26 protein-coding genes are annotated in these 26,661 nt (G+C 74.1%); 8 read left to right on the top strand and 18 right to left on the bottom strand.

All coding sequences use genetic code 11. The features are described 5' to 3' along the window. Positions 1-186 precede the first annotated feature (186 nt). The 8 genes from ACIBPB_RS15365 to ACIBPB_RS15330 form a co-directional block, all read right to left on the bottom strand. On the bottom strand, positions 187-396 hold the full coding sequence (locus ACIBPB_RS15365) for a helix-turn-helix domain-containing protein (RefSeq protein WP_046564428.1): 210 nt from the start codon (positions 394-396) through the stop codon (positions 187-189). A gap of 316 nt (positions 397-712) precedes the next feature. After that, positions 713-1,897 (bottom strand): ABC transporter permease, encoded by a 1,185-nt coding sequence (locus tag ACIBPB_RS15360; RefSeq protein ID WP_046564429.1) that lies wholly within the window; start codon positions 1,895-1,897, stop codon positions 713-715. Then, positions 1,894-2,817 (bottom strand): ABC transporter ATP-binding protein, encoded by a 924-nt coding sequence (locus tag ACIBPB_RS15355; protein WP_396840249.1) that lies wholly within the window; start codon positions 2,815-2,817, stop codon positions 1,894-1,896. The genes ACIBPB_RS15360 and ACIBPB_RS15355 overlap by 4 nt, the downstream gene beginning before the upstream one ends. Positions 2,818-2,851: 34 nt before the next feature. Beyond that, the gene (locus ACIBPB_RS15350; RefSeq protein WP_396840248.1) at positions 2,852-4,246 is read right to left on the bottom strand and encodes an efflux RND transporter periplasmic adaptor subunit; all 1,395 of its coding nucleotides are present in this window, start codon (positions 4,244-4,246) and stop codon (positions 2,852-2,854) included. A gap of 55 nt (positions 4,247-4,301) precedes the next feature. Then, entirely contained in the window at positions 4,302-5,609 is a 1,308-nt protein-coding gene (locus ACIBPB_RS15345) for a hypothetical protein (RefSeq protein ID WP_396840247.1), read from the bottom strand. Positions 5,610-6,517: 908 nt separating this feature from the next. Further along, positions 6,518-6,853 (bottom strand): YrdB family protein, encoded by a 336-nt coding sequence (locus tag ACIBPB_RS15340; RefSeq protein WP_396840246.1) that lies wholly within the window; start codon positions 6,851-6,853, stop codon positions 6,518-6,520. After that, positions 6,853-7,419 (bottom strand): TetR/AcrR family transcriptional regulator, encoded by a 567-nt coding sequence (locus tag ACIBPB_RS15335; RefSeq protein ID WP_396840245.1) that lies wholly within the window; start codon positions 7,417-7,419, stop codon positions 6,853-6,855. Before ACIBPB_RS15335 ends, ACIBPB_RS15340 begins: the two co-directional genes overlap by 1 nt. Next, complete coding sequence (locus ACIBPB_RS15330; RefSeq protein ID WP_396840243.1) at positions 7,412-8,206, bottom strand: alpha/beta fold hydrolase; 795 nt, start codon at positions 8,204-8,206, stop codon at positions 7,412-7,414. The genes ACIBPB_RS15335 and ACIBPB_RS15330 overlap by 8 nt, the downstream gene beginning before the upstream one ends. A gap of 77 nt (positions 8,207-8,283) precedes the next feature. Between ACIBPB_RS15330 and ACIBPB_RS15325 the strand changes: the two genes are divergently transcribed. Further along, positions 8,284-8,688, top strand: coding sequence for a VOC family protein (locus ACIBPB_RS15325; protein WP_396840242.1), 405 nt, complete (start codon positions 8,284-8,286; stop codon positions 8,686-8,688). 1 nt (position 8,689) lies between these two features. On the opposite strand, the gene ACIBPB_RS15320 is transcribed toward ACIBPB_RS15325, so the two are convergent. Continuing rightward, a complete protein-coding gene (locus ACIBPB_RS15320; protein ID WP_396840241.1) occupies positions 8,690-9,610 on the bottom strand; it encodes a proline dehydrogenase family protein in 921 nt (306 codons plus the stop codon). A 130-nt stretch (positions 9,611-9,740) separates the two neighbouring features. Here ACIBPB_RS15320 and ACIBPB_RS15315 point away from each other — a divergent pair, with 130 nt between their 5' ends. From ACIBPB_RS15315 to ACIBPB_RS15305, 3 genes are read left to right on the top strand one after another with little or no spacing between them, the layout of a single operon-like run. Further along, a complete protein-coding gene (locus ACIBPB_RS15315; protein ID WP_396840240.1) occupies positions 9,741-10,013 on the top strand; it encodes a hypothetical protein in 273 nt (90 codons plus the stop codon). A gap of 1 nt (position 10,014) precedes the next feature. Continuing rightward, on the top strand, positions 10,015-11,181 hold the full coding sequence (locus ACIBPB_RS15310; protein WP_396840239.1) for a glutathionylspermidine synthase family protein: 1,167 nt from the start codon (positions 10,015-10,017) through the stop codon (positions 11,179-11,181). 19 nt (positions 11,182-11,200) lie between these two features. Beyond that, complete coding sequence (locus tag ACIBPB_RS15305; RefSeq protein WP_046564436.1) at positions 11,201-11,779, top strand: CGNR zinc finger domain-containing protein; 579 nt, start codon at positions 11,201-11,203, stop codon at positions 11,777-11,779. A 43-nt stretch (positions 11,780-11,822) separates the two neighbouring features. Here ACIBPB_RS15305 and ACIBPB_RS15300 read toward each other — a convergent pair whose 3' ends face one another. Both ACIBPB_RS15300 and ACIBPB_RS15295 read right to left on the bottom strand, forming a co-directional pair. Further along, on the bottom strand, positions 11,823-12,629 hold the full coding sequence (locus tag ACIBPB_RS15300; RefSeq protein WP_396840238.1) for a sugar phosphate isomerase/epimerase family protein: 807 nt from the start codon (positions 12,627-12,629) through the stop codon (positions 11,823-11,825). A gap of 76 nt (positions 12,630-12,705) precedes the next feature. Further along, a complete protein-coding gene (locus ACIBPB_RS15295; protein ID WP_396840237.1) occupies positions 12,706-13,650 on the bottom strand; it encodes a Ppx/GppA phosphatase family protein in 945 nt (314 codons plus the stop codon). Between the two features lie 74 nt (positions 13,651-13,724). Between ACIBPB_RS15295 and ACIBPB_RS15290 the strand changes: the two genes are divergently transcribed. After that, on the top strand, positions 13,725-14,534 hold the full coding sequence (locus ACIBPB_RS15290; protein ID WP_396840235.1) for a hypothetical protein: 810 nt from the start codon (positions 13,725-13,727) through the stop codon (positions 14,532-14,534). A gap of 434 nt (positions 14,535-14,968) precedes the next feature. Here the strand turns inward: ACIBPB_RS15290 and ACIBPB_RS15285 are convergent, their stop codons facing one another. The 3 genes from ACIBPB_RS15285 to ACIBPB_RS15275 form a co-directional block, all read right to left on the bottom strand. Beyond that, on the bottom strand, positions 14,969-15,556 hold the full coding sequence (locus ACIBPB_RS15285) for a hypothetical protein (RefSeq protein WP_396840234.1): 588 nt from the start codon (positions 15,554-15,556) through the stop codon (positions 14,969-14,971). 861 nt (positions 15,557-16,417) lie between these two features. Next, positions 16,418-17,101 carry a response regulator gene (locus tag ACIBPB_RS15280; RefSeq protein ID WP_396840233.1) on the bottom strand — a complete coding sequence of 228 codons (684 nt, stop codon included), beginning with the start codon at positions 17,099-17,101 and terminating at the stop codon, positions 16,418-16,420. A 22-nt stretch (positions 17,102-17,123) separates the two neighbouring features. Beyond that, positions 17,124-18,416: a sensor histidine kinase gene (locus ACIBPB_RS15275; RefSeq protein WP_396840232.1), complete on the bottom strand. Its 1,293-nt coding sequence runs from the start codon at positions 18,414-18,416 to the stop codon at positions 17,124-17,126. A gap of 210 nt (positions 18,417-18,626) precedes the next feature. Between ACIBPB_RS15275 and phoU the strand changes: the two genes are divergently transcribed. Next, positions 18,627-19,280, top strand: a complete 654-nt coding sequence (phoU, locus tag ACIBPB_RS15270) for a phosphate signaling complex protein PhoU (RefSeq protein ID WP_396840230.1) — start codon at positions 18,627-18,629, stop codon at positions 19,278-19,280. A gap of 111 nt (positions 19,281-19,391) precedes the next feature. Here the strand turns inward: phoU and ACIBPB_RS15265 are convergent, their stop codons facing one another. Next, the gene (locus ACIBPB_RS15265) at positions 19,392-20,159 is read right to left on the bottom strand and encodes a phosphoglyceromutase (protein WP_396840229.1); all 768 of its coding nucleotides are present in this window, start codon (positions 20,157-20,159) and stop codon (positions 19,392-19,394) included. Positions 20,160-20,309: 150 nt separating this feature from the next. Between ACIBPB_RS15265 and ACIBPB_RS15260 the strand changes: the two genes are divergently transcribed. Continuing rightward, entirely contained in the window at positions 20,310-21,635 is a 1,326-nt protein-coding gene (locus tag ACIBPB_RS15260) for an MDR family MFS transporter (RefSeq protein ID WP_396840228.1), read from the top strand. 250 nt (positions 21,636-21,885) lie between these two features. Beyond that, on the top strand, positions 21,886-23,142 hold the full coding sequence (locus ACIBPB_RS15255; RefSeq protein WP_396840227.1) for an MDR family MFS transporter: 1,257 nt from the start codon (positions 21,886-21,888) through the stop codon (positions 23,140-23,142). A 401-nt stretch (positions 23,143-23,543) separates the two neighbouring features. Here the strand turns inward: ACIBPB_RS15255 and ACIBPB_RS15250 are convergent, their stop codons facing one another. The 3 genes from ACIBPB_RS15250 to mshA form a co-directional block, all read right to left on the bottom strand. After that, positions 23,544-24,497 (bottom strand): hypothetical protein, encoded by a 954-nt coding sequence (locus tag ACIBPB_RS15250; protein WP_396840226.1) that lies wholly within the window; start codon positions 24,495-24,497, stop codon positions 23,544-23,546. 75 nt (positions 24,498-24,572) lie between these two features. Further along, positions 24,573-25,106 carry a YbjN domain-containing protein gene (locus ACIBPB_RS15245; protein ID WP_396840225.1) on the bottom strand — a complete coding sequence of 178 codons (534 nt, stop codon included), beginning with the start codon at positions 25,104-25,106 and terminating at the stop codon, positions 24,573-24,575. Between the two features lie 51 nt (positions 25,107-25,157). Further along, positions 25,158-26,522 (bottom strand): D-inositol-3-phosphate glycosyltransferase, encoded by a 1,365-nt coding sequence (gene mshA / locus ACIBPB_RS15240; protein ID WP_396840223.1) that lies wholly within the window; start codon positions 26,520-26,522, stop codon positions 25,158-25,160. Positions 26,523-26,661 lie beyond the last annotated feature (139 nt).

Raw genomic sequence — 26,661 nt, 5'->3', positions numbered from 1 at the left:
GACCGGGAGACACCAGCGGGTGGCGTCGTGACCGCTTGCGGACAACGGACCGGACCTGCGTGGTGGCAGGGCACACCATGGTGCGGTCACGGTCGGGGTCCAGGGTAGCGGGAGTGGGTCAGCAGGACCAACGCGCCCCCGTCGATGCCCCATTCGTCGCAGTCGGCGAGGTGCCTGAGGGGCGCGTCAGGCGGTCTCCTGGAACGCTCCCCGCAGGTATTCGTGCACGGCGTGCTCGGGTACCCGGAACGAGCGACCGACCCGGACCGCGGTCAGCTCGCCGCTGTGCACGAGACGGTAGACCGTCATCTTGGAGACCCGCATGACCGTCGCCACCTCGGCGACGGTCAGGAACCTGACATCCGACAGCCGTGCGTCGGACTGCGACCCGGCCATGGCTCACCGACCCATTCCCATGCCCGGCGCGAGCCATCGGGCAGGCTGGTTCCGCCACGACGGGCAACGCGCGTGTTACCAGTACGGTAGCGGGGCGGCTGTGACCGGCGCGATCCCTTCCTGCGAATGATCATGGGACATCTGCCGTTTCACCCGCATTGACCTGGCGTTTCCTCCCCGGACGGGCGACCCGTCCCGTTGACAGGAGCCCGCCCCGCCGGCGGGAGCGGCGGGCCGGTGCCGGCGGAACGGGGAGGGCGGTGCCGGCGGGAGCGGCGGGCCGGTGCCGGCGCAACGGGCAGGGCGGTGCCGGCGCTCACTCGGCGCGCAGCGCCACCACCGGGTCGAGTCGCCCGGCGCGCTGGGCGGGCACCACACCGAACACGATGCCCACCGCCGCCGACACCCCGAACGCCAGCGCCAGCGACCACCAGGTGATCGCGGCGGGGATCGGCGAGACCGCCTCGACCAGCAGCGCCGTACCGACCCCGAGCGCCATCCCGGCCAGCCCGCCGATCGAGGTGAGCAGCACCGCCTCCAGCAGGAACTGCACGCCGATGTCCCGGGGCCGGGCACCGACCGCCTTGCGCAGGCCGATCTCCCGCGTCCGTTCGCGGACCGAGACCAGCATGATGTTGGAGACACCGACGCCACCGACCAGCAACGAGATCCCCGCGATGGCGGCCAGCACCCCGGTCAGTACGCCGAGGATGTCGCCGAGCACGCCGAGGATCTGCTGCTGGGTGACCGCGCTGAACTCGGTGTCCGGGTGCCGGCGGGACAACTCGGCGACGATCCGCTCGCCGAGTTGGTCGATGCGCTCCCGGTCGGGGGCCTTCACCGCGATCCCGTCGATCCGCTGGGTGCCCCAGAGCCGCTGCGCCGCGGTCACCGGGATGTGCACCTCGTCGTCCCGGTCCACGCCCAGGCTCTGCCCGAGCGGGGTGAACACCCCGATCACCCGGAACCGCACCCCGGCCAGGGCGACCTGCTGACCGAGCGGGTCCCGGTCGGGGAAGAGCGCCCGCGCCACGGACGCGCCGAGCACCGCGACCCGGCGGCTGGTGTCCACGTCCGCCCCGGTGAGGTAGCGGCCGCGGGCCAGCGAACGGGTGAACACCTGCGGCGTGGTCTCCAGGACGCCCTGCACGGTGGTGAAGTCGGAGCGGGCGCCGGCCCGGGCGGTCGCCCCGGACGCCACGGTGACCGCCACCCGGCCCGGGTCGCCGACCACCCGGGAGACCGCGTCGACGTCCTTGAGGTCCAGCGGCGAGACCACCGGGGCGGTGCCGACGTCGATCCGCCCCGGGACGACCAGCAGCAGGTTCGAACCCAGCCCTTCGACCTGCCGCTCGACCTGCTGCTTGGTGCCGGTGCCGATGGCCACCAGCACCACCACCGAGGCGACCCCGATGATCACCCCGAGCATGGTCAGCAGGCTGCGCATCCGGTTGGCCCGCAGCGCGTCCAGCGCCACCCGCCAGGCCTCGGCGAGCCTCACCCGGCACCTCCCGAGGCGGTCTCCGCGTCGGGTCGCGGCCGGTGCGCGCGCGCCGGCCCGCCGCTCGTCCGCGGAAGGCGTCCGGTGGCTCCGGCGGCGCCACCGGAGCCACCGGACGGGTGCCCCGGACCGCTTCCGGACGCGGACCGGGGCTCCGCGCTGGGAGCGGCGTCCAGTGTCGCAGGTCCGCCGTCGCCGCCCGACAGCGGTCGATCATGAAAGGTGTCCGAGCGGATCAGGCCGTCCCGCATCGCGATCCGGCGGCGGGCCCGGGCCGCCACCTCCTGGTCGTGGGTCACCATCACCAACGCCACGCCGGACTCGGCGTTCAGCTGTTCGAGCAGCTCCAGCACCGCCTCGCCGGTGCCGGTGTCCAGGTTGCCGGTGGGCTCGTCGGCGAGCAGCACCGCCGGGTCGGTGACCAGGGCCCGGGCGATGGCCACCCGCTGCTGCTCGCCGCCGGAGAGCTGGTTGGGCCGGTGGTCCAGCCGGTGCCCGAGCCCGACCCGGCCGAGCATGGCCGCCGCCCGGTCCCGCCGCTGCCGGGCCCCGATGCCCCGGTAGACCAGGGGCAGCGCCACGTTGTCCACGGCGGACGTGCGGGGCAGCAGGTGGAACGCCTGGAAGACGAAGCCGATGGTGCGGTTGCGCAGCGTCGCCAGCTCGGGCGCGGAGAGGGTGGTCACGTCCCGGCCACCGATCACCAGCCGGCCGCCGCTCGGCCGGTCCAGCCCGCCGAGCAGGTGCATGAGCGTCGACTTGCCCGACCCGGACGGCCCGATCACCGCCACGTACTCGCCCGGGTCGATGGTGAGCGACACCCCACGCAGGGCCGGCACCGACACCCCGTCCAGCTCGTACGTCCGGGACACGTCGACCGCCTCGATCGCCGGCACCCCGGCGGGGAGGGCGCCGGTCACCGGCGGTCCCGCCGGGCGCGAGGCGGCGGGGGGATCACTTCAGCTCCTGGCCGTCGCGGACCTGGTCGGCGCCGCGTACCACGATCCGGTCGCCGGCCCGCACCCCGCTGACGATCTGCACCAGGTCCTGCCCCTGCACGCCGACGACGACCGGCACCCGGTCGGCGTGGCCGTCGCGCAGCACCCACACCGCGTCCCGGCCGTCGGCGGAGAACACCGCCGAGGCGGGCACCGCCACGGCGTCCGCCGCCTCCCGGACCCGCAGGTGCACGACCGCGTTCATGCCGGGCCGGGGGGTCGGCGCGGCCTCCCCCTCGCCGAGCCGGCCGGCGCCGAGGCTGAGCCGCACCCGGTAGGTCACCCCGCCCCGGGCGGAGGTGGTGGGCAGCACGTCCACCGAGCTGACCGTGGCGTCGTAGGTCGCGCCGGTCACCGCGTCCAGCTCCACCGAGGCGGCCAGGCCGGTCCGGACCAGCAGCACGTCCGTCTCGTCGACCTCGGCGAGCAGGCTGAGCCGGCCGGTGTCCACCACGGTCAGTACGGGGCTGCCCGCGCTGACCAGTCCGCCCTGCGGCACCGCGTCGTCGACCCCCGGCGGCGGCCCGCCCGAGGAGGCCCCGCCCAGGCTGGCCGGGTCGACGCCGGGCAGCCCACCGCCGGCCGCACCCAGCAACGCGGAGAGATCCGTCGGCTGGCCGGCCCGCGTCCCGCCCGGCTGCACCACCCCGGCGATCGGCGCGCGCAGGGTCAGCGCGTCGACGGTCGCCTTCGCCAGGTCGTACGCCTGCTGGGCCTGGACGCGCTGCGCGGCCGAGAGGGAGCCCACGGCGCTGCTCAGTCCGGCGACGCCGCGCTGCACCGCGGCGACCGCCCGGTCGGCGGCGCGGGCGGCCGACTCGTACTGGCGCTGCGCGGACTCGACCTGGAGCAGCAGCGCGGAGCGCACCTGCGGGTCGCCGATCCGCCCGGCGGCCCGGCGGGCGGCGTCGAACGCGTCGGCGGCCGCCCGGTCGGTGCCGCGCCGGCTGCCGCCCAGGTCGCCGACGCCGATGCCGCGGCCGGCCCGCTGAGCCGCGCGCAGCGCCGCCCGCGCCTGCCGGAGCCGGTCCTGCGCGGCCGGCGAGTCGATCACGGCGAGCACCTGGCCACGGGTGACCCGCTGCCCGGGGCGGACCCGCAGGCCGGCCAGCGTGCCGTCGGCCGGTGCGGTGAGGGTGGCGGCGGCGCGGGCGGCCACCGTGGCGGGGGCGTCGATGACCTCGGCCACCTCGGCACGGCCGACCTGCGCGACGGACACGGCGGCGCCGTCGTCGCCACAGGAGGCGGCGGTGGTGCCGGTCAGCGCGACGACGGCGAGCAGGGCGGTGAGCAGGCGGGGGCGGGTGACCGCGGGCAGTCGCGGAGGGTGGATGCGGGCCACCCGGCCCATGCTACGACCCGTCGACGACCGTCGACCCGAGCCGTATCCGCAGCACGGGGCAGGGTCAGCCGGCGACCGCCCGGACGTACCCGACGCAGTCGTCGTGCAGCGCGGGCCAGGAGTCGCCGAGGATCGCCTCGGCCGCGTCGTCCAGCGGCTTCCGCTCGTGCACCACCGCCCGGAAGAAGTCCCGCACCCGCTGCTCGCCGTACCGGTCGACCAGGTGCCGCACCGCCAGGTAGCCGACCCCGTAGGCGCCGCCGACCCGGTCGTCGGCCGCGTCGTCGGCGGGGGCGAGAGAGTCCAGCCGCCCGTTCCACCCGCCGTGGACCAGCCGACGCACCTCGGCCAGGCCCTCGTACCGGCCCACCGGCTGGCCGTCCGAGCCCGCGTACTCGGCCAGGCCCTCGACCAGCCACCAGCTCGACCGGTCCGAGTAGCCGCCGTCGGGCAGCGACGCGGCGTGGGTCAGCTCGTGCCGGAGCAGCTCGCCGGTTCCGCCCGGGGAGAGGCTCGCCGCGTTGAGCACCACGTCGTGGTGCCCACCGCCGACGCCGACCGCGTAGCCGGCCGTCCACTTCGGCCGCCCGCCGCCGTACCAGCGCTGCCACTCGGTCCGCCCGGCGTAGAAGACCAGATAGCGGTCCGGGGGCCGGCCGGTCACCGCGTACAGGTCGGCGACCGCCGCGGCGGCCTCGGCCTCGGCGAGCAGCCCCGGCAGCTTGCCCCGCAGGGCGGGCGTGGTGGCCACGACGGCCCGCTTCCCCACCGCCACCGCCAGGTTGCCGAGCTCCCAGGGGCGGGCGCCGGCCGGCTTCGCCCGCGACTCCTCGACGGCGACCAGCCGGGGTTCCGCGCCGACGAGCCGCCAGCGGGTACCGAACTCCACGGTGGCCGGGCGGCACGACGGCACCACGAAGCAGTAGCCGACCGTGACCGGCAGTCGCCACTGACCCGGATGCCCGTCGTCGCCGGTCGGCAGCCCCGCGGCCGCCGGCCGCCAGACGGTCACCCGCAACGCCCGCAGCCCGGCGTACCGCCGGCTGAGCGCCGGACGCGCGGCCGGCTCGGCGATCGCGAGGAACCCGCTCCGGTCACCGCCGAGCAGCGCCGTGGCCTGCCGTTCCAACTGCCCGGCCAGCCGCTCGCCGAGGCGCCGGGCGGCCGCCGTGGCCGGGTCGTCGCCCGCCGCGGCCGGCCGCCCGGCCGCGTCGCGCACCAGCCCCGGCAGCAGTACGCCTGCCGCGCCGCCCGCCACCAGCACGAACACCAACGTGACCGCCACCCAGCCCCGCCGCCAGCGACGCGTCCCGCCCTCGCCGGCGACCGGCCCTTGCCCGACCAGCCCTTGCCCGGCCGATTCGGCCGCCACCGGCCCTTGCCCGACCGGCTCTCGCACGACGGGCCCTTGCCCGACCGGCCCTTGCCCGACTGATTCGGCCGCCACCGGCCCTTGCCCGACCGGCTCCTGCACGACCGGCCATTGCCCGACCGACTCGGCCGCCACCGGCTCTCGCACGACCGGCTCCTGCACGATTGACCCTTGCACGACGGGCCCGGGCATGGCCGACCCGGCCTCGGCGGCACGGGGCCCAGGAGCGGCAGCGGTCGGGGACGGCACGCTGGCTGCGGCCGTCAGGCCGGGGTGCGGAGCGGGATGCGGGACGGCGGCCGGGGGCGGCGGAGTAACGGACGACCCGCCGCCGCTCGCGCTCGCGGCAGACGGCTCGCCGCCGCCCGCGGCAGGCGGTTCGCCGCCGCTCAGCGCCGGGTCGGAAGCCCGCTCGTCACCGTCGGTCACCGGCGAAGGGTACGACCAATCGGGCGTTCCGACCAGAGCCCACCCGCGCGTCGTCCGTCCGGGCCAACCGCGCCGCTCGGCGCTTCCTGTTCCGCCGCCGACCGGTCTGCCGGCGCAGCTGACTCGGCCGCGCACCACCCCGCCCCGCCGACAGCGGGCGGGGACAGCGTCGGGACAGGAGCGGGTCGGGACGCCTGGGACCGGGCCGCCGAGGCGGACCGGAACGGTGATTCGTTCGCGACATCACGTCGGCAGGCGACCACCACCCACGACCGTCCCCCTGAGAGTCGGCCACCATTCGCCTCGTTCCGCCGACGATCCGACCAACAACCCGACCCGGGAGAGTCGGCCACCCGCGCAGCATCCCGCTCGGCAACCCGACCGACACCCGGTCACCGAGACCCGCGCCGCGCGCCGCCGGCGGTGCCCCGTACCCGTCGGGGAGCGGCCGCCGGGACCGGCCGGTGCGCGGGCGGGCGCTACACCGATTCGCCGGAGTGCAGGAGGAGGGCCTTGTCGAGCGCCCAGAGGGCGGCCAGCAGCGCCCCTGGCACGGGCCGGCCGGCGAGCGCGAGGAGCAGCCCGCCGGTGACGAAGCAGGCGGCCTGCACGGTGAGCTTGGCCGGCGCGGGCAGCGCGACGGTGGCCTTCGGCGAGCAGAACGCGCCCCACACGACGGCGATCAGCAGCGGCGCGCCGAGCCCGGCGAGCAGGCGGAGCGGCCAGCCGGCGTCGAGCGTGAACCCCCACGTGGCGGCGGCCGCGAGCAGGGCCAGCTCGAGCAGGAAGATGAGCCCGATCAGCACGGCCTTCATCAGGATCTCCAGTTCCGGTACGCGGTGTCCAGGCCGGCCACCAGCTGGTCGAAGGAGCGGTCGACGTCGCGCGGCAGCCCGAACCCGCCGGCCGCCTCGAGGGTGATGAAGCCGTGCACCGCGGCCCGGAACATCCGGGTGGCGTCCACGGCGGCGTCGCCGCTGAGGCCGTACCCGCGCAGGATCGCGTAGACGGCGCCGACGGCCTGCTCGCCGGCGGCGAGGTGCTCCGGGTCGGCCGGGTCGGGGGCCCGCTGGGTGGCCGGGTAGCGGCCGGGGTGCCGGCGGGCGTACGTCCGGAAGGCGGCGGCGACCGCGCGCAGCGCGTCGCCGCCGGCCCGGCCCGCGGCGGCCCTGGTCAGCTCGGCGGCCACCTCGGCGGTGGCCAGCGCGGACAGCTTCTGGTGCAGCGCGTCGATCCCCTTGACGTGCTTGTAGAGGCTGGGCAGCGCCACGCCGAGCCGGGCGGCGAGGGCGGCCAGGGTGAACCGGTCGTGGCCGACCTCGTCGGCGAGCACGGCCGCCTCGCGGACCACCGTCTGCGGGGTCAGGCCGGCCCTAGGCACCGGTGGTCACCGTCAGGAACTCGACCAGGTCCGCGGCGGTGGCGTCGGGCTGGTCGGCGTGCGGGTAGTGGCCCGAGTCGGCGATCATGCGGGCCTCGGCGGTGGCGAAGAGCCGCCGGGCGGCCCGCGCCTCTGCGCCGGGGTCCGGGAAGTCCGGGTCCTTCGTACCCATCAGCACCAGCACCGGCTGGCGGACCGCCGCGGCCCGCGCGGTCCAGTGCGGCTCGACCGGCGCGACCACGCCGCGCACCGCGGCCATCCGGCCGCGCAGCCGGGCGACCATCTCCTTCCGGTACGCGGCGTCGTCGGCCGGCCGCCCGCACGGGAAGAGCGTGCGGTGGAACATCCCGAACAGCCGCGGGCTGCGCAGCACCAGCGCCTGCGCGATCCGCATGGCCGGGTTCGGCTTCGGCTGCGCGACGAACGGGCTGACCTGCACGACGCCGCTGACCAGGTCGGGTGCGTCGGCGGCGGCGAAGACCACCGCAGCGCCGCTGGACGAGCTGCCGACCAGGGTGGCCGGGCCGCCGCCGAGGGCCTGGACCACGGCGAGCAGGTCGCCGCCGACCTCGGCCGGGGCGTACGTGGGCCAGTGCGGGCTGGAGTCGCCGTGCCCGCGCACATCGACCGAGGCCACCCGGTAGCCGGCCGCCACCAGCCGGGGCGCCAGGTGCCGGAAGGAGGCCCGGTTCTCCCCCATGCCGTGCGCGAGGACCACCAGCGGACCCGCCCCGTGCACCTCGTACGCGATGCTGCCGCCGTCCCGCGCCACCTGGCTAATCGTCATAGCCGTAAAGCTAATGCTATTAGCTTTACGGGTCAAGGGTTGACCTCACGTCGGGTGCAGGTCGGAGGATCCTGCGCATGCCGCTCTCCGCAGACACCCACGTACGCCTGGCCCGCCCGAGCCGCGACCTCGCCGCCGCCGAGCGGTTCTGGACCGACGGCCTCGGCCTGGACCTGCTCTACCGGGGCGCCGGCGACGGGCCGGGCGAGCACGACCTGGTGATGCTGGGCTGGCCGGGGGCGGGCTGGCACCTGGAGCTGGTCGGCGGCGACCAGCTCGCCGTCACCCCGCGCCCCACCGAGGAGGACCTGTTCGTGCTCTACCTCGACGGCCCGGCCGATCCCGAGCTGGCCGACAGACTGGTACGGGCCGGCGGGACCAGGGTCTCCGCCGGCCCGTACTGGGACCGCTGGGGCATGACGTTCGCCGACCCGGACGGCTACCGCCTGGTGCTCTGCACCCGGGCCTGGTCGAACGCGTGACTCACTTCTTCGACGCCAACGCGCGGCCGAAGAACACCAGGTTCGCCGGGCGCTCGGCCAACCGACGCATCAGGTAGCCGTACCACTGGTCGCCGTAGGGGACGTAGGTGCGCACCGTGTAGCCCTCGCCCACCAGGCGCTGCTGCTCCTCGGGGCGGATGCCGTACAGCATCTGGAACTCGAACCGGTCGGGGTCGCGGTCGAACCAGCGGGCCCGGTCCTCGCCGATGGCGATCAGCCGCGGGTCGTGGGTGGCCAGCATCGGGTAGCCGTCCCCGGACATCAGCACGTTCATGCAGCGCACGTAGGACTTGTCCACCTCGCGGGCGGACTGGTAGGCCACCGACTCGGGCTCGGAGTACGCGCCCTTGCACAGCCGCACCCGGGACCCGGCGCCGGACAGCTCGCGGCAGTCCGACTCGGTCCGCCGCAGGTACGCCTGGAGCACCGCCCCGGTCGACGGGTAGTCCTTGCGCAGCTTGGCCAGGACGTCCAGGGTCGAGTCGGTGGTGGTGTGGTCCTCCATGTCGAGGGTGACCGTGGTGCCGGCCGCGTCGGCCGCCGCGCAGATCGCCCGGGCGTTGTCGTACGCGAGCTGCTCGTCGAAGAGCTGGCCGAGGGCGGAGAGCTTCACGCTCACCTCGGCGGCCGGGGTGAGCTCCGCGGCGGCGAGCAGCCGCAGCAGTTTGAGGTACTCGTCCCGGGTGGCGTTCGCCTGCTCGGGGGTGGTGGTGTCCTCGCCCAGGTAGTCGAGGGTCACCGCCTGGCCGTCGTCGACGAGTACGCGGGTCGCGCGCAGCGCGTCGTCGGTGCCGGCGCCGGCGACGAACCGGCGGACGACGTCCCGGGTGAACGGGGCCGTCGCGACGAGCCGCTCCACCTGGGATGACCGGGAGGCGGCGAGGATGACGGAACGGAGCATGAGCCGAGCGTAACGCCCGGGGGTGGGCCCGCGCCGGGGGGCGGCGGGGCAACGTCACGCTCCGTTCCAGGGGCGCCCGCGGGCCGTCCGGATGGCGGTCGACTGGCGGCGGTCGGCTACAAACGATCATGTGGATCGACACCCCCGCCGCCGGCTCCGGTCGGCCACCGTGCAGCTCGGCGCGCTGACCGCACTGGCGCTCGCCCTCTCCGGCTGCAACAACGGCTACGACGACGATGACGACTGCGCCCTCGGCCCGGCCGGTGGGGGTGGCGGCGACACGGTGGCCCTCGCCCTGCGCGTCGCCACGCCCGCCGCCGCCCGGGACACCCCGGCGCCGGTCGCCGGCCCGCTGCCCGAGCGGGGCGGCTTCGGCACCCACCTCGCCTCCTGCGGCGGCTGACGTGCGGCGCGAGGCGAGTGATCCGCGCCCCGACTGGGACGCGACCGTCCGGGCCCAGGGCCTCGTGTACGTCGACACCGAGCTGCCGGACGGCGGGATCATGTCGTACTGGGACGAGACCGCGGCGTACGCGTTCGAGCTGGACGAGGTGCTCCGGCTGGAGGAGGCCAGCGAGGAGCTGCACCGGATGTCGGTGGCCGCCGCCGAGCACGTGGTGGCCCGCCACCGGTACGCCGAGTTCGGCATCCCCGCCTGGGCCGCCGAGGCGGTCGCCCGCTCGCTGCGCGAGGCGCCGCCCAGCCTCTACGGCCGCTTCGACCTCTGGTACGACGGCAGCTGGCCGCCGAAGCTGCTGGAGTACAACGCCGACACGCCGACCGCGCTGGTCGAGGCGAGCATCGTGCAGTGGTACTGGCTGGAGCACACCCGACCGACGGCGGACCAGTGGAACAGCCTGCACGAGCGGCTGGTCGGCGCCTGGGCGAAGATCGGCACCGGCCTGCACGACCCCCGGGTGCACGTGGTCTGGTCCGCCGAGGAGGAGTCGGGCGAGGACCAGATCACCGCCGGCTACCTGGCCGAGACGGCCCGCCAGGCCGGGCTGGACGTCACGCTCATGCCGATCCAGCGGATCGGGTGGGACGGCCGGCGTTTCGTCGACGGCGTGGACCGGCCGATCACCACCTGCTTCAAGCTCTACCCTTGGGAGTGGATGCTGGCCGAGCCGTACGGGCCGCCGGCGCTGGCGCCGGGCACCCCGACCACCTGGATCGAGCCGGCCTGGAAGCTGCTGCTGTCGAACAAGGCGCTGCTGGCGGTGCTCTGGGAGCTGTACCCGGGCCACGAGCTGCTGCTGCCCGCGTACCTGGACTCGCCGCGCGGAATGTCGGAATACGTGGCCAAGCCGCTGCTCGGTCGGGAGGGCGCCTCGGTCCGCATCGTGACCGGCGGCACCGAGCTGATCAACCCGGGCAGCTACGGCGACGAGGGCTTCTGCTACCAGGAGTTCCGCGCGCTGCCCGAATTCGCGGGCAGCCGGATGGTGCTGGGCAGCTGGATCGTCGACGGCGAGTCGGCCGGCGCCGGGATACGCGAGAGCGAGAGCCTCATCACGGACGGTTACGCGCGGTTCCTGCCCCACTACATCGACGCGCCGCGCACCCCGTGAGTCGTCTACCGTTGGTGTCGTGAACTTCGACGCGTACGCCCGGACCGGTGTTGATCTCGTCAACGCCCGTCTGGACGACCTCGACGACCTGCGGGCCATCTTTCCCGACGACAACGCCTGGATGCGCGACGAGGTGGCGGAACGGGACCTGGCCATCTTCCGGCGGGCGCAGAAGCGCCTGCGTGACGTCTTCGAGTACGGCACCTCGGGCCGGGACGCCGACGCGGTGACCGAGCTGAACGCGCTGCTGGAGGCGTTCCCGGTGCAGCCGCGCATCTCCGGCCACGACTCCAGCGACTGGCACATGCACGTGACCAGCCGGGGCGCCTCGGTCTCGTCGGAATACCTGGCCGGCGCGGTCTGGGGCCTCTCCGTCTGGCTCTGCGAGTACGGCAGCGCCCGGTTCGGCGTCTGCGCCGACGAGCGGTGCGGCAACGTCTACCTCGACACCTCGTCGAACTGCTGCCGGCGGTTCTGCTCGGAGCGCTGCGCCACCCGCTCGCACGTGGCGGCGCACCGGGCCCGCAAGCGCGCCGCGGTCGGCGAGCAGGTCCCGGCCCCCGCCCAGCCGGCGGAGACCCTCACCCCGGTCAGCTGACCCGGCCGCCCTCGCCCGAGCGGCGGCGAGCCGCCCCGGCGGCTCAGGCGTCGACCGGGGACGGGGCGGTCAGGTTGGCGCGGGCGAACTCCAGCGCCTCGCGCAGGTCGGCCTCGCGCACGGCGCGGCTCTTCGCGCCCCGGGTGGTCACCTCCACGGCGACCGAGCCGGTGAAGCCCCGGCCGGCCAGCGAGCGGAGCAGCTCCGCGCAGGGCTGAGCGCCCCGGCCCGGCACCAGGTGCTGGTCGCGCCCCTCGCCGGTGCCGTCACCCAGGTGCACGTGGGCCAGGCCGGCGCCCATCCGATCCGCCATCGCGAGGGCGTCGGTGTGCGAGGCGGCGCAGTGCGACAGGTCCAGCGTGTACGACGGGTAGCCCGCGTCGGTCGGGTCCCAGCCCGGGACGTACGGCACGAACTGCCGGCCCGCCATCCGGACCGGGAACATGTTCTCCACCGCGAACCGCAGGCCACCGAACTGCCCGGCGATCGCGTCCAGGCCCTCGGTGAAGTTCCGCGCGTAGTCCCGCTGCCAGGTGAACGGCGGGTGCACCACGACGGTCGGCGCCTCCAGCGTCTCGGCCAGCTCGGCGGCCCTGCGCAGCCGCTCCCACGGGTCCGGGCTCCACACCCGCTGGGTGACCAGCAGGCAGGGCGCGTGCACCGAGAGGACCGGGACGCCGTAGTGGTCGGCCAGCCCGCGCAGCGCACCCGGGTCCTGGCTCACCACGTCGGTCCAGACCATCACCTCGACGCCGTCGTAGCCGAGCGCCGCGGCCAGCTGGAACGCCGCCGCGGTCCGCTCAGGGAAGACCGAGGAACTGGACAGGAGCACCGGGACGTGGGAAGTCACACCCCTCAGGGTAGCCGCCCCCGTCGCCCGACATCGGGACGAGCAGCCGCAAAGCGGGCGACGGCTCCGCCCTGGATCACATCGGCGTGAGCTGATCCAGCCGGCGGAGGATGACCCCTTCGCGCAGCGCCCACGGGCAGATGTCCAGGCTCTCCACGTCGAGCCGGCGCATTACCGCCTCGGCCACCACCGCCCCGGCGAGGAGCTGGTGGGCCCGCCCGGCGCTCACCCCCTCCAGCTCCTGCAACTGGCTCGGCGGGATGTGCCGGATGAAGCCGAGCACCTGCCGCAGCCCGGTGCGGGTGAGGCTGCGCCGCGCCCACAGTCCGGCCCCGGAGGGCGCCGCGCCGGCCAGCCGGGCCAACATCCGGAACGTCTTCGAGGTCGCCACCGGTCGCTCCCAGCCCACCTCGGTGAGCTGGGCCAACACCCCGTCGAGCCGGCCGTCGACGTACTCCCGCAGCTCCTCGACGGTCTCGGCGGCCGGCGGCACCGCGCTGGCCGGGTCGACCGCCAGCCGCTCCCGGCTCAACCGCCCGGCGCCGAGCGGCAGCGAGATCGCGACGTCCGGGTCCTCGTCGATGCCGGCGGCCAACTCCAGCGAGCCGCCGCCGATGTCCAGCACCAGCAGCCGGCCGGCGGACCAACCGAACCACCGCCGCACCGCCAGGAAGGTCATCCGCGCCTCGTCCGCACCGGAGAGCACCTCCAGGCGTACGCCGGTCTCGTCGCGGACCCGGGCCAGCACCTCGCCGGCGTTGGTGGCCTCCCGGACCGCACTGGTCGCGAAGGCCAACAGGTCGTCGGCGGCCATCCCGTCCGCGGCGGCCCGGGCCATCCCGACCGCCTTCACCAGCCCTTCCGCGCCCGCGTCGGTGAGCGCGCCGTCCGGGCCGATCTGCTCGGCCAGCCGCAGCACCACCTTCTCCGAGTGCGCCGGCCAGGGGTGGGCACCGTGGTGGGCGTCGACCACCAGCAGGTGCACCGTGTTGGAACCGACGTCGAGCACACCGAGTCGCATGATGACGACCCTAGGGCCAACACGTTTCGTCGGCTCGCCGGCCGGCGAGGGTCACCGCGCGTACGCTGGTCCGGGTGACAGGGCAGATCGAGCTTCACGTGCTGGTGGACGACCCGGACGACCCGCGCAGCCGCGAGGTGGGGCTGGACTTCCCCCGGGAGTGGATCGAGTTCGTCGACCCGGCCGACGCCAAGCACGTGGTGCGGGCCGACCTCACCTGGCTGCTCTCCCGCTGGACGTGCATCTTCGGCAAGGGCTGTCACGGCATCGTGGCCGGCCGGGCGGCCGACGGCTGCTGCTCGCACGGCGCGTTCTTCACCGACGGCGACGACGAGAAGCGGGTCCGGGCGGCGGTCAAGCGGCTCACCCCGCAGACCTGGCAGCACTTCCGCCGGGGCTTCAAGAACTGGACCGAGAGCGACACGATCGACGGGAAGAGCCCGGCCCGGCGCACGGCCACCCGGGACGTCGACGCGCCCTGCGTCTTCCTCAACGACGCGGACTTCCCCGCCGGGGGCGGCTGCGCGCTGCACGCCCAGGCACTGCGGGACGGGGTGCACCCGTTGGAATACAAGCCGGACGTCTGCTGGCAGCTGCCGATCCGCCGGGACCAGGACTGGCACAAGCGGCCCGACAACACCAAGGTGCTCATCTCCACGCTCGCCGAGTTCGACCGGCGAGGCTGGGGCGCGGGCGGGCACGACCTGGACTGGTGGTGCACCTCCTCGACCGACGCGCACGTCGGCGCCGAGCCGATGTACATCTCCTACGGACCGGAGCTGACCGCGCTGATCGGCGCCCCGGCATACGCGAAGCTCGCCGAGCTGTGCGCGGCGCGGCTCCGGCAGGGGCAGGTAGCGCCGCACCCGGCCAGCTCTGGCTGATCGCTGGTCGCGCGCCTCGCTTCCTGGTTCCGCGTTGTTGCTGGTTGCGGCTGTGTTCTGGTTGCGGCTGCGTTCTGGTTGCGCTTGGGGCTGGGGGCGAGGGTGACCGGCTCCGGGCGGTCAGGCTTGATCCCTGCGCCGGTCACCCTCGCCCCCAGCCCGTCGTGGGCGTTCGCCGTCCGGCGGTGACCGGCTGTGCTTGCTCAGGCCGTTGTGTTCGGTCGTCGACGGGTCCGCTCGGGCCTCCGGTCCGTGGTGGGCTCGGCCGGCACGCTCACCCTTCGGCCTGTGGTGGGCGTTCGTCGGCCGGTGGTGGCTGCTCGCTGAGCTGGTTGTGCTCGGCTGGCGGGAGACGCCGCTGGCCGGCACCCGGGTTCGGGTGCCGGCCAGCGTGCGCTTGGTGCTGTGGTCAGTTGTTTGCGTGCTGGGCTTGGTCAGCTGTTCCAGTGCTGGGCGACGATGTCGGCGGCCTGCTGCTCCCACTGGGCGTAGGCGTCCGGGTAGGCCGAGACCTGCACGGTCTGGGCGGCCTCGGTCAGCGGCATGTCCTGCCAGCCGTCGACCTGCTTGAGGCCCTTGAGGAAGGCCAGCGTGGAGTACTCGGGGTCGGTGATCTGCTCCGGCGTGCCCCAACCCGAGCTCGGGCGCTGCTGGAACAGGCCCAGCGAGTCGTGATCGTTGCGGTCGCCGAGGTGGCCCAGGTTCTCCAGCTTCGACTCCTGCAGGCTCGTGGCGATGGAGATCACCGCGGCCCGCTCCGGCAGACCCGCCTTCTTGGTGGCGGCGATGATCGCCTTGGCGTTGGCGGTCTGCTCATCGGACAGGTCGATACGCGACTGGGCGCCCTGCACACCGTGCGGAATCAGCTTGCCCATGTCCGGCTTGTCGGCCTGCACGGCCGCGACCGGCTTCGCCTGCATGGTCGGGGTGTCGGCGTGGGCGGCGATCGGACCGGCGAACACACCACCGGTGAACGCCAGACCAGCAATACCCAGCACGCTCTTACGCAGCATCGTGTTCATGACAAAGCTCCATTCGGGGGACGGCGCACACCCCGGCGGGGGACCGGTGAGATGTGCGCAAGCACCGTCAGGCGCTCAACGGATGACAACGCGATAAGCGCGCACCCAGAGGGGGAAAGTCTTAGGGGGATCATCCCGGCCGCGGGGCGGGGGCCTCTTCGCGGCGCCGGGACCATGTGTAACGACCACCGGCCCACCATCATTCCCGGGGGCCCGACACCCGTGAAGGGTGCTCTTCCTTGGCCGTTCACCCGGATACAACGACCCCCGGCCCCCAGCCATTCCGGCCCCACGGTGCCGCCGACCACACCCCCGGGACCGGACATAACCCCCAAGGGCGGCAGGTCAACGCGGGCGTCGCTCTCGTCGGTGGAACGCCATGGAGGTTTCCGGAGCCCGGAGACATCCATGGCGTTCCACCCGGCACACCCAGCCAGCTCAGTACCGGGCAATCCGCCCGGGCCGCCCTGGCCGGAGCAGGAGCAGTGACATCGAGCGTCCCCGGCAGCGATATCGCCTGAAGGCTGCCGCACTGCGCCGGGCAGCCGCACTGTCCCGGCAACCGCCACTGTCCTGGGCAGCTGCGCCGCCCCGGACGGTCGCACCGACAGGCTGCACCCGAGGTGACCCGCGAACCGGGCAAAACGTACACGAAACGCAGGCCGCGGATACGGCGGGATCACCCCGATCGGCCTGCCAACGGAGTGGCCGATCCTGGTCGACTCGCGGGTGGTCGCCACGCCGCAGCGCACGGCACGGACATCGCCAGCTCCACGGCACGGACGGGCGGCACGTCACGACACGGACGGGCGGCACCTCACGACACGGACGGCGCCTGGCTGTTACCAGCGCAGCCGAAGGTCACGGCTCGAACTTGTAGCCCAGTCCCCGGACCGTGACGATGTAGCGGGGCGCGGACGGCTCGGGCTCGATCTTGGACCGCAGCCGCTTCACGTGCACGTCGAGCGTCTTGGTGTCGCCCACGTAGTCGGCGCCCCAGACCCGGTCGATGAGCTGGCCCCGGGTGAGCACCCGGCCGGCGTTGCGCAGCAGCAGCTCCAGCAGCTCGAACTCCTTGAGCGGCAGTTGCACGCCGGCGCCGTCGACGGTCACCACGTGCCGTTCGATGTCCATCCGGACCGGGCCGGCGGCCAGCGTCGGGCCGCCCGGCTCGTTCGCCTCGGCGCTCTGCCGGCGCAGCACCGCCCGGATCCGGGCCACCAGCTCGCGCGGCGAGTACGGCTTGGTCACGTAGTCGTCGGCCCCGATCTCCAGGCCGACCACCTTGTCGATCTCGCTGTCCCGGGCGGTCACCATGATGATCGGGACGTGGGAACGCTGGCGGAGCTGGCGGCAGACCTCGCTACCCGACATCTCCGGGAGCATCAGGTCGAGCAGCACGATGTCGGCGCCGGTCCGGTCGAACTCGGTGAGGGCGGCGGGCCCCGTCGCGGCGACGGACACCTCGAAGCCCTCCTTGCGGAGCATGTAGGACAGGGCGTCGGAGAACGATTCCTCGTCCTCGACCACCAGTACGCGGCTCAACGGGGTGTTCCTTTCCTGTCGGTCAGACCGGCCGGAAGTCGGCCGGGCCGGCCTCGATCCCAGTGGAGGAGAGTGTCGCCTCCAGGTCGTCCGGAGGGCTGGCGGGCAGCCGGAGGGTGAACGTCGACCCACCACCAAGAGTGCTCGACACATCCACCCGGCCGCCATGGTTGCTGGCGATGTGTTTCACGATGGCCAGACCGAGGCCGGTGCCGCCGGTGGAGCGGGAGCGGGCCTGGTCGGCCCGGTAGAACCGCTCGAAGATCCGGTCGACCTCGTTCGGGGCGATGCCGATGCCCTGGTCGGCCACCGCGATCTCGACGTGCTCGTCGGTGGCCTGTGCGGTGACCCGGACGGTGGTGTCCTCGCCCGAGTAGTTGATCGCGTTCTCCACCAGGTTCGCCACCGCCGTGGCGAGTTGGCTGTCGCTGCCGTACGCGGTGAGGCCACGCTGGCCGGCCACGACGATTTCCACCCGGCGGGCGGTGGCCGCCGTCCGGGTCCGGTCGAGCACCTCGGCGATCACCCAGTCCACGGCGACCGGTTCGGGGGCGGGCTGCGGTTCGGCGCCCTGGAGCCGGGTGAGTTCCAGCAGTTCCTGGACGAGCCGGCCGAGGCGGGTGGACTCGTGCTGGATGCGCTCGGCGAACCGGCGGGCGGCGATCATGTCCTCGGAGAGGTCGGCCGCGGCCTCGCCGGCCGGTTCGGTGGCGTCCACCAGCGCCTCGGCGAGCAGTTGCAGGGCGCCGATCGGGGTCTTCAGCTCGTGGCTGACGTTGGCCACGAAGTCCCGCCGTACCCGGGCCAGCCGGTGCGACTCGGTGACGTCGGCCGCCTCGACCGAGATGTAGCCGGCGCCCAGCCCCATGGCGCGCAGGTGCACGCCGAGCGGGTTCTCTCCGGCGCTGTCGCGGCCCCGCGGCAGGTCCAGCTCGATCTCGCGCCGCACGCCCGTGCGGCGGACCTGCCCGGCGAGGGTACGGATCAACGGGTGCGCGGCGATCGAGCCGGGCGTCGCCCCGGTGCGGAGCAGGCCCATCGCCCGGGCGGCCGGGTTCACCAGCACCGGCTCGTCGTCCGGGTCGAGCACCACCACTCCGGCGCGCAGCGCGTCGATCGATTTGCGGCCGAGCCCGGCGAGCCGGGCCTGCTGGTCGTCCGGAATCGCGGGTCTCCCTGCGCCTCCTCGGGAGCCGCGGCTCCTCGGCCGCGCCGACCGGCGCCGCCACTCCCGGACGGGCCCGGACAGCAGCAGCCCGGCGACCAGCCCGGTCACCAGTGCCACGGCCACCCCGACCGTCACCGCCCATTCCACCCGGCGATCGTAGGGTCATCGTTTACCTGGCCATCGGGCAGAACGGGACGAAGCACTCGCGCTTCCGGGAAAGTTCACCCCCGGGTCCCGTGCCGTTCACCCGCGTTCACCGTGGCGCCGGTTCCCCCGGCCTACGGTGGGTCGCGCACCTGCTCACGCCGTACCCGGGCCGCTCCGGCCGCCGGCGGCCACCGACCCCAGGAAGTGACGATGCGCGACGAATTCCGGGCCGACCTGCAGATCGTCAGCCAACTGCTGGTGGACATGGCGGAGGGGGTGCGGTCCGCCATGCGCCACGCCACCCGGGGCCTGCTCACCGCCGACCGGGCGGCGTCCGAGACGGTGATCGCGCGGGACGCCGAGATCGACGACCTGTACCGGCACGTGGAGGAGCGGGTCTGCGACCTACTGGCCCGGCAGGCGCCGGTCGCCTCCGACCTGCGCGCCATGATCACCGCGCTGCACGTCGCCGCCGACCTGGAGCGGATGGGCGATCTGGCCGAGCACGTCGCCAAGACCGCGCTGCGCCGGCACCCGTCGCCGGCGGTGCCGGCCGAGCTGCGGCCGGTCTTCACCGACATGGCGGCCATCGCCGACCGGATGGCCGAGAAGATCGCCACCGTGCTGGCCAAGCCCGACGCCGACCTCGCCGCCGAGCTGGACCGCGACGACGACGCCATGGACGACCTGCACAAGAGCCTGTTCGGTGTGCTGCTCGGCGAGGGCTGGCCGTACGGGGTGGAGACGGCGATCGACGCGACCCTGCTGGGCCGCTTCTACGAGCGCTTCGCCGACCACGCGGTCAACGCCGGCGAGCACGTGGTCTACCTGATCACCGGCGAGACGGCACCCTCGGCGAACTGAGCCAGGCACCAGCCCCGGCCGCGCGCCGAGCCCGGCACCAGCCCTGGCCGCGAGCCGAGCCGGGCACGACGAAGGCCCCCGGTCACCCGGGGGCCTTTCCGTCGGCCGGGGTCAGCGGCCCTGGTTGGCGACCGCGGCGGCGGCCGCCTTGGCGGCCTCCGGGTCGAGGTAGGTACCGCCGAGCACCTGCGGGCGCAGGTGCGGGTCGAGGTCGTAGCGGAGCGGGATGCCGGTGGGGATGTTCAGCTTGGCGATCGCCTCGTCGGAGATCTGGTCGAGGTGCTTGACCAGGGCGCGCAGCGAGTTGCCGTGCGCGGCCACCAGCACCGTCCGGCCGGCCAGGATGTCCGGCACGATCGAGTCGTACCAGTAGGGCAGCATCCGCTCGACGACGTCCTTCAGGCATTCGGTACGCGGCATCAGCTCGGTCGGGAGGAGCGCGTACCGGGGGTCGCCGACCTGGGACCACTCGTCGTTGTCGTCGATCGGCGGCGGCGGCGTGTCGTACGACCGGCGCCAGAGCATGAACTGCTCCTCGCCGTACTCGTCCAGGGTCTGCTTCTTGTTCTTGCCCTGGAGGGCGCCGTAGTGCCGCTCGTTGAGCCGCCACGACCGGCGTACCGCGATCCAGTGCCGGTCGGCGGCGTTCAGCGCCAGCTCGGCGGTGCGGATCGCGCGGCGCAGCACGCTGGTGTGCACCACGTCCGGCAGCAGGTTGTGCTCGCGGAGCAGCTCGCCGCCGCGCCGCGCCTCGTTCTCGCCCTTCGCGGTCAGGTCGACGTCGACCCAGCCGGTGAAGAGGTTCTTGGCGTTCCAGTCGCTCTCGCCGTGCCGCAGCAGGACCAGCGTCCCGATGGTGGGCCCCTCGCTCGCAGTCATGCGGATCATCCTGCCGTACCGCCCGGGCGGACACGCGGGGACCGGTGGTGACGACCACCACGTGGAAAAGCTGATGACCGGCGTTCCGGGCCGGGACTAGGTTGTAAGGCGCTCAATAACCATCGGTCATTACCAAAACGGGGGCGTCGGATGCGGACGGTACGCGGCTGGTTCCAGAACACCACGGGCGGGCTGCCGCGGGCCTTCTGGTACCTGTGGACCGGCACGCTGATCAACCGGCTCGGTTCGTTCGTGCTGGTCTTCCTGGCCATCTACCTCACCCAGGAGCGCGGCTTCTCGGCGTCGGCGGCCGGCCTGGTGATCGGGCTCTGGGGCGTCGGCGGGGCGGTCGGCACCACCGTCGGGGGCACCCTGGCGGACCGGTGGGGCCGGCGCCCCACCCTGCTCACCGCGCACCTCGGCGCGGCCACCATGATGCTCGCGCTCGGGCTGGCCCGGCCGCTCTGGGCGGTGGCCCTCGGCGCGCTGCTGCTCGGCATGTTCGCCGAGGCGGCCCGCCCGGCCTTCGGCGCCATGATGATCGACGTGGTGCCGGAGAAGGACCGGCTGCGCGCCTTCTCCCTCAACTACTGGGCGATCAACCTCGGCTTCGCCTGCGCCGCCGTCCTGGCCGGGTTCGCCGCCCAGGCCGGCTACCTGCTGCTCTTCGTGGTCGACGCGGCCACCACGCTGGTCACCGCGCTGATCATCTTCACCCGGGTCCGGGAGACCCGCTCGGTCGCGGCCGGCCCGGCCCGGTCCGACGGCCGTGCCCCGGCCGGCGTCCTGCGGACCATCCTCAACGACCGGGTCTACCTCGGCTTCGTGGCGCTCAACCTCTTCGCCGCGCTGGTCTTCCTCCAGCACATCTCGATGCTGCCCATCGCCATGGGCGACTCCGGCCTGAGCCCCGCCACGTACGGCTCGGTGATCGCGCTCAACGGGGTGCTGATCGTGGTGGGCCAGCTCTTCGTACCCCGGTTGATCAAGGGGCGGAGCCGGTCGCACGTGTTGGCGCTCGCGGCGCTGGTGATGGGCGTCGGCTTCGGGCTCACCGCGTTCGCCCACGCGGCCTGGTTCTACGGCCTCACCGTGCTCGTCTGGACGGTCGGCGAGATGCTCAACTCGCCCTCCAACTCCACCCTCATCGCCGAACTCTCCCCCGCCGAGCTGCGCGGCCGCTATCAGGGCGTCTTCTCGCTCTCCTGGCAGGTGGCCGGGGCCGCCGCGCCGGTCCTCGGCGGCCTGGTCCGCGAGCACGCCGGCAACACGACGCTCTGGCTCGGCTGCGCCGTGGTCGGCGGGGTGATGGCGGTGGCCCACCTGGTCTCCGGCCCGGCCCGCGAGCGGCGGGCGGCCCAGCTGCGCACCCCGACCCTGCCGGTCCGGCCGGTCACCGTGGTCCGCACCCCGGTGCCCGAGGCGGCCGAGGCCGCGGCCACCGGACCCGCCGAGCCGGTCCGCGCCACCCAGTGAGGTACGCCGGCGCGCGGCCGCGTCGGGCGCCGATCCCTTTGCCTCCGCACGTTTGTCGGCGCGCCCTCGGGTCACCTACCGCACTGGGACCGCGGGCCGACGCGCGGTCAGCCGGGTCACCCACCGCAGCCGGGACGGCGGGCCGACGCGCCGTCCCGCGGGGGTAGGTGAGCAGCGCCACGCTGGCGCGGGCCGGCCCGGCTGCCTACGGTCGACGGCGGAGTAGTTAACAAACCTTCATGGAGGACGGGTGCGCGGCCTGCGGCGCTGGTGGGACAGCTCGGCCGGCGGGCTCCCCGGCACCTTCTGGTACCTCTGGTCCGGCATCCTGATCAACCGGGCCGGCGCGTTCGCGATGCTCTTCCTCTCGCTCTACCTGACCGCCGCGCGCGGCGCCTCGCCGGCCCTGGCCGGACTGGTCGTCGGGGCGTACGGGGTGGGCGGGGCGGCCGGCACGCTGCTCGGTGGGGTGCTCGCGGACCGGTGGGGTCGGCGGTCCACCCTGCTCGCCGCGCACCTGGTCGCGGCCGGGCTGATGGTGGCGCTGGCGTTCAGCCGGCACCTGCTGGTGATCGCCGTGCTGGCCGCGCTGGTCGGCGTGGCGCACTCGATGCCCAGCCCGGCCTTCGTCGCGGCGATCGTGGACGTGGTGCCGGAGGAGCGCCGCGCCCGGGCGTTCAACCTGCAGTTCTGGGCGTTCAACCTGGGCATGGCGGTGGCGTCGCTGCTGGCGGGCGTGCTGGCCGAGGCGAGCTACCTGGCGCTCTTCCTGGTCGACGCCTGCACCACGCTGGTGACGGCGGTGGTGATCGCGCTGAAGGTCCCCGAGACGCTCGACCGGCGCATCCGGGTGCCGTCCGCCCCGGGCGGACGCCGGCCCGGCCTGCACACCGCGCTGACCGACCGGGTCTTCCTCACCTTCGTCGGGCTGACCTTCCTGTTGGCCGTGCTCACCATGCAGACCTCGACGATCATGCCGCTGGCGATGCGCGCCGACGGCCTGCGCCCGTCGTCGTACGGGCTGGTGGTGGCGCTGGGCGGCGCGCTCATCGTGGTCGGCCAGCTCTTCGTGCCCCGGCTCATCGCGCCCTACCGCAAGTCGGCCGTGCTGTCGGTCTCCACCGGGCTCATGGCGCTCGGCTTCGGCGCCCTGTCCGCCGCCGACCACCTGCCGGTCTACCTGGGTGCCGCGGTGGTCTGGACGGTCGGGCAGATGCTGGCGGCGCCGCCGAACGCCCAGATCAACGCGGACCTCGCCCCGCCCGAGCTGCGGGCCCGCTACCAGTCGGTCTTCTACCTGACCTTCCCGGCCGCGTCCTTCGTGGCGCCCGCGTTGGGCGGGCTCAGCATCCAGCACCTCGGCGAACGGCACTGGCTCGTGGTGGGCGGGCTCGGCCTCGTCGCCGCGGTCGGTCACCTGCTCGCCGGCCCGGTCCGGGAACGCCGGGTCGCGGCGCTGCGAGCGGCCACCGCCGAGCGGGAGAAGGCGCTGGCCGGGGAGCGCTGACCGGCACCGCTGGCCGGGGAGCCTGACCGGCACCGGCCGGAAACGGCTCGAGCGCCCACCCTGACCCCCGTCAGGATGGGCGCTCGGACCGTACGCCCGGCGGCGGCGGGCGACCCTCACCCCCGTAAGCGTCGCCCGCTCGCGCCGCCGGTTCCACCGGGTGGCACCGTCCCCCAACGGCGTGCTCCACCCGATCCCTCGCGTCTCGCTTGCGCGGATCTGATCGATCCGCCGCTCCCCCGAACGATTCCAAGCGTGACGCGGTGCAATAAAGTTAGTTCGCCCGGATTCCGGATTCAACCCGGATCGCTGTCTCGCCCGTCACAACCGGGCCGGAAAGCTCCTGCTCCGGGCCTCGGTCATGGCCAACAGGGAATCCCCGCCGGCCATTCCCGTAAACCTCAACCGTCCTCCCGATTCGGGTTCTCGGTCCGGAAGAAGTTGCTCTGCCGGCCGTCCCGAAGCTGCTCCTGGTAGATCAGGTTCAGCCGGCGCAGGTCGAACGTGCGGAACCAGTCGTCCCAGCTGATCTCCTGGATCCGGCTGCTCTCCCGGTAGCCCGGGATGTTGAAGGTGAGCACCCCCGGCCGGTTGCCGCGCTCCGTACCGGCGATGGTGGCCGGCTTGGCGTTGCGGGCCCGCGCCCAGCGCTGGATCACCTCGTGGTTGCGGGTGACCAGGCTGCGACCCGGACGCTCCGGCCGATCCTCCAGCGACATGATGAGCTGGGACGAACCGACCGACCGGCTGGACGCCCGCCCCGTCGTCGTACCCCCGGACGGGGCCGCCCGGGCGGTGGCCCGGCGGGCCGGTGCGGCCTTGGCCCGGGCGGTGGTGCGCTTCGCGGCGGGCGCCGACTTCCGCGCGGCGGTGGTCCGCTTCGCGGCCGTGCCCGTCCGGGTCCGCGCGCCGGTGGTCTTCGCGGCCGGTGCCGCCTTCCGGGTCCGCGCGCCGGCCGCCTTCGCCGCCGGCGCCGACTTGCGGGCCCGCGCGCCGGTCGCCTTCGCGGCCGGCGCCGCCTTCGCCCGGGCGGTGGTCTTCTTCGCGGTCGTCTTCTTCGCCGCGGCGGTCTTCTTCGTCGCGGACGCCCGGCCGGCGGGGCCGGTGCTCTTCCGGGCCGCACCACCGCGCGACTCCGAGCGCAGGGTCCGGGTCAGGGTCTTCACCAGATCCGGCTTGCGCATGGTGGAGATTCCGGTGACCCCGCGGCGGCGGAGTTGCCCCCGGAGGTCGTCCACCTTCATCCGCGAGATGTCGGATTCGGCGATGCCCGGCGTGTTCGCGGTCTGGTTGCCGGGTTGCCGCTTGGTCCTGGCCGCGGTGCTGCCGCGACCTGAGCTGTTGCGCTGAGCCATGAGAAACGCTCCTCGACAGTCCGTCCTCGGCCCGCGGTGGGTCCCAGTGCCGCACCGCGCGGTGCGGCATACCCGTCAGGACGGGTCCGAACCTCCGACGCCCGAGGTCGCGTCGGCCGACGGCTCGAAGAGGTGGGCGAACGCGGCCAGATTGGCCGTCGACTCGCCCCGCTTGACCCGCCACTCCCACTCCCGGCGGATCGCGGTGCCGAAGCCGATCTCCAGCATGCTGTCGAACGACTCGTCGGCGTAGGTCAGCACGGCGCCGAGGAGCCGGTCCAGCTCCTCCTCGTCCACCCCGGCCAGGTTGACCCGCCCGGTCAGGTAGACGTCACCGACCGCGTCGATGGAGAACGACACCCCGTACATCCGGGCGTTGCGCTGCAACAGCCAGGCCCAGAGCTCCTCCCGGCGCTCGTCCGGCTGGCGCATCACGAACGCCTCGACCCGCAGCGCGTGCTCGCCCACGATCAGGTTGCAGATCGTCTTGAGCTTGTGCGTGCCCGGCAGGGTGACCGCGTACGACGTCTCGCCGGTGGACTCCCACTCCAGCTCACGCTCGGCGCAGACCGACTCGATCAACGCGGCGACGTCACTCCGGCGGCTCATCGCACCCACTCTACGGTCGCCACCCACCGCGCGCCGGGCGGGCGGCCCGGGTCACCACGAGCAGGAGAGGGCGGGATCGCGGGCCAGCCGGTCGGCCAGCCGGGCCCGCTGCTCGGCGATCGCCTCGCTGTAGACGGCGAGCAGCCCGGTCACCGTACGCTGCCAGGAGAAGTCGCGGGCGTGCCGCTCGGCGCCCTGGGCCAGCGCGGCCCGGCACAGCCGGTCGGGCAGCAGGCGGGCCAGCGCCCGGGCCCAGTCCACCGGGTCGTGGCCGTCGATGAGCATCCCGCTGACGCCGTCCCGGACCGCGGTCACCAGACCGCCCACCGCCGCCGCCAGCACCGGCGTGCCGCAGGCCTGGGCCTCCAGCGCCACCAGCCCGAACGACTCGTTGTACGAGGGCACCGCGACCAGGTCGGCGGCCCGGTAGAGGGCGGGCAGGTCCTCGCCGGTACGCGGCGGCAGGAAGCACACCCGGTCGGCCACCCCGAGCGAGGCGGCCAGCTCGATCAGCGCGGTGGGCCGGTCGAGGCCGCTGCCGCTGGGGCCGCCGCAGATCACCACGGTCACCTCGTCGGCGAGCGCGGGATCGCGCTGGCGCAGCGCGGCGACCGCACGGATCAGCACGTCGGGGGCCTTGAGCGGCTGGATCCGGCCGACGAAGGCGACCACGTACCCGGCGGTGGGCAGGCCGAGGCGGCGGCGCGCGGCCATCCGGGCGGCGTGCCGGTCACCGGCGGCCGGGCGGAACCGGTCCAGATCCACCCCCGGCTGCACCACGGCGACCCGGGCCGGGTCGGCGTTGTACCGGTCGATCAGGTCGCCGGCTTCGACCCGGGTGTTGGCGACCAGCCGGTCGGCCTCCGCCACCACCTGCTCCTCGCCGATCACCCGGGCCTTGGGCTCCGGCCGGTCCCCGGCGGCGAGCTGCGCGTTCTTGACCTTGGCGAGGGTGTGCGCGGTGTGCACCAGCGGCACCCCCCACCGCTCCTTGGCCAGCCAGCCGACCTGGCCGGAGAGCCAGTAGTGCGAGTGGATCAGGTCGTAGTGGCCCGGCGGGCGGGCCGCCTCGGCGCGCAGCACGCCCGCGGTGAACGCGCAGAGCTGCCCGGGCAGCTCCTCCTTGGTCAGCCCTTCGAGCGGGCCGGCGGTGACGTGCCGGACGTGCACCCCGGGCGCCATCTCGACCACCGGCGGCAGGTCACCGGAGGTGGCCCGGGTGAAGATCTCCACCTCGACGTCGGCCTCGGCCAACCGCCGGGCGATCTCCAGGATGTAGACGTTCATGCCGCCGGCGTCGCCCGTGCCGGGCTGGTGCAGCGGGGAGGTGTGCACGGAGACGGTGGCGATGCGGCGCGGCCGTGGCCACGGCAGGGCACCTCGCTGACGACCGACACCGGTGTGCAAATCCGCCACGTCCGCTCCCTCTGTCACGGTTGATGCCGTCCCGCACGACCGGCGCTTCTCGGTCAACCTCCACGCCGGATGTCATCTTCCCCATCGGGCTTGGGAAATGCTTCCCGGCCGGGTCCCGGCGTGACGGAGCTCATCGGCA

The organism is Micromonospora sp. NPDC049836, from assembly GCF_044465125.1.
Taxonomy (GTDB): Bacteria; Actinomycetota; Actinomycetes; order Mycobacteriales; family Micromonosporaceae; genus Micromonospora.
The sequence above is the reverse complement of the archived record's forward strand: the minus strand, read 5'-3'. Positions and strand labels throughout refer to the sequence as shown.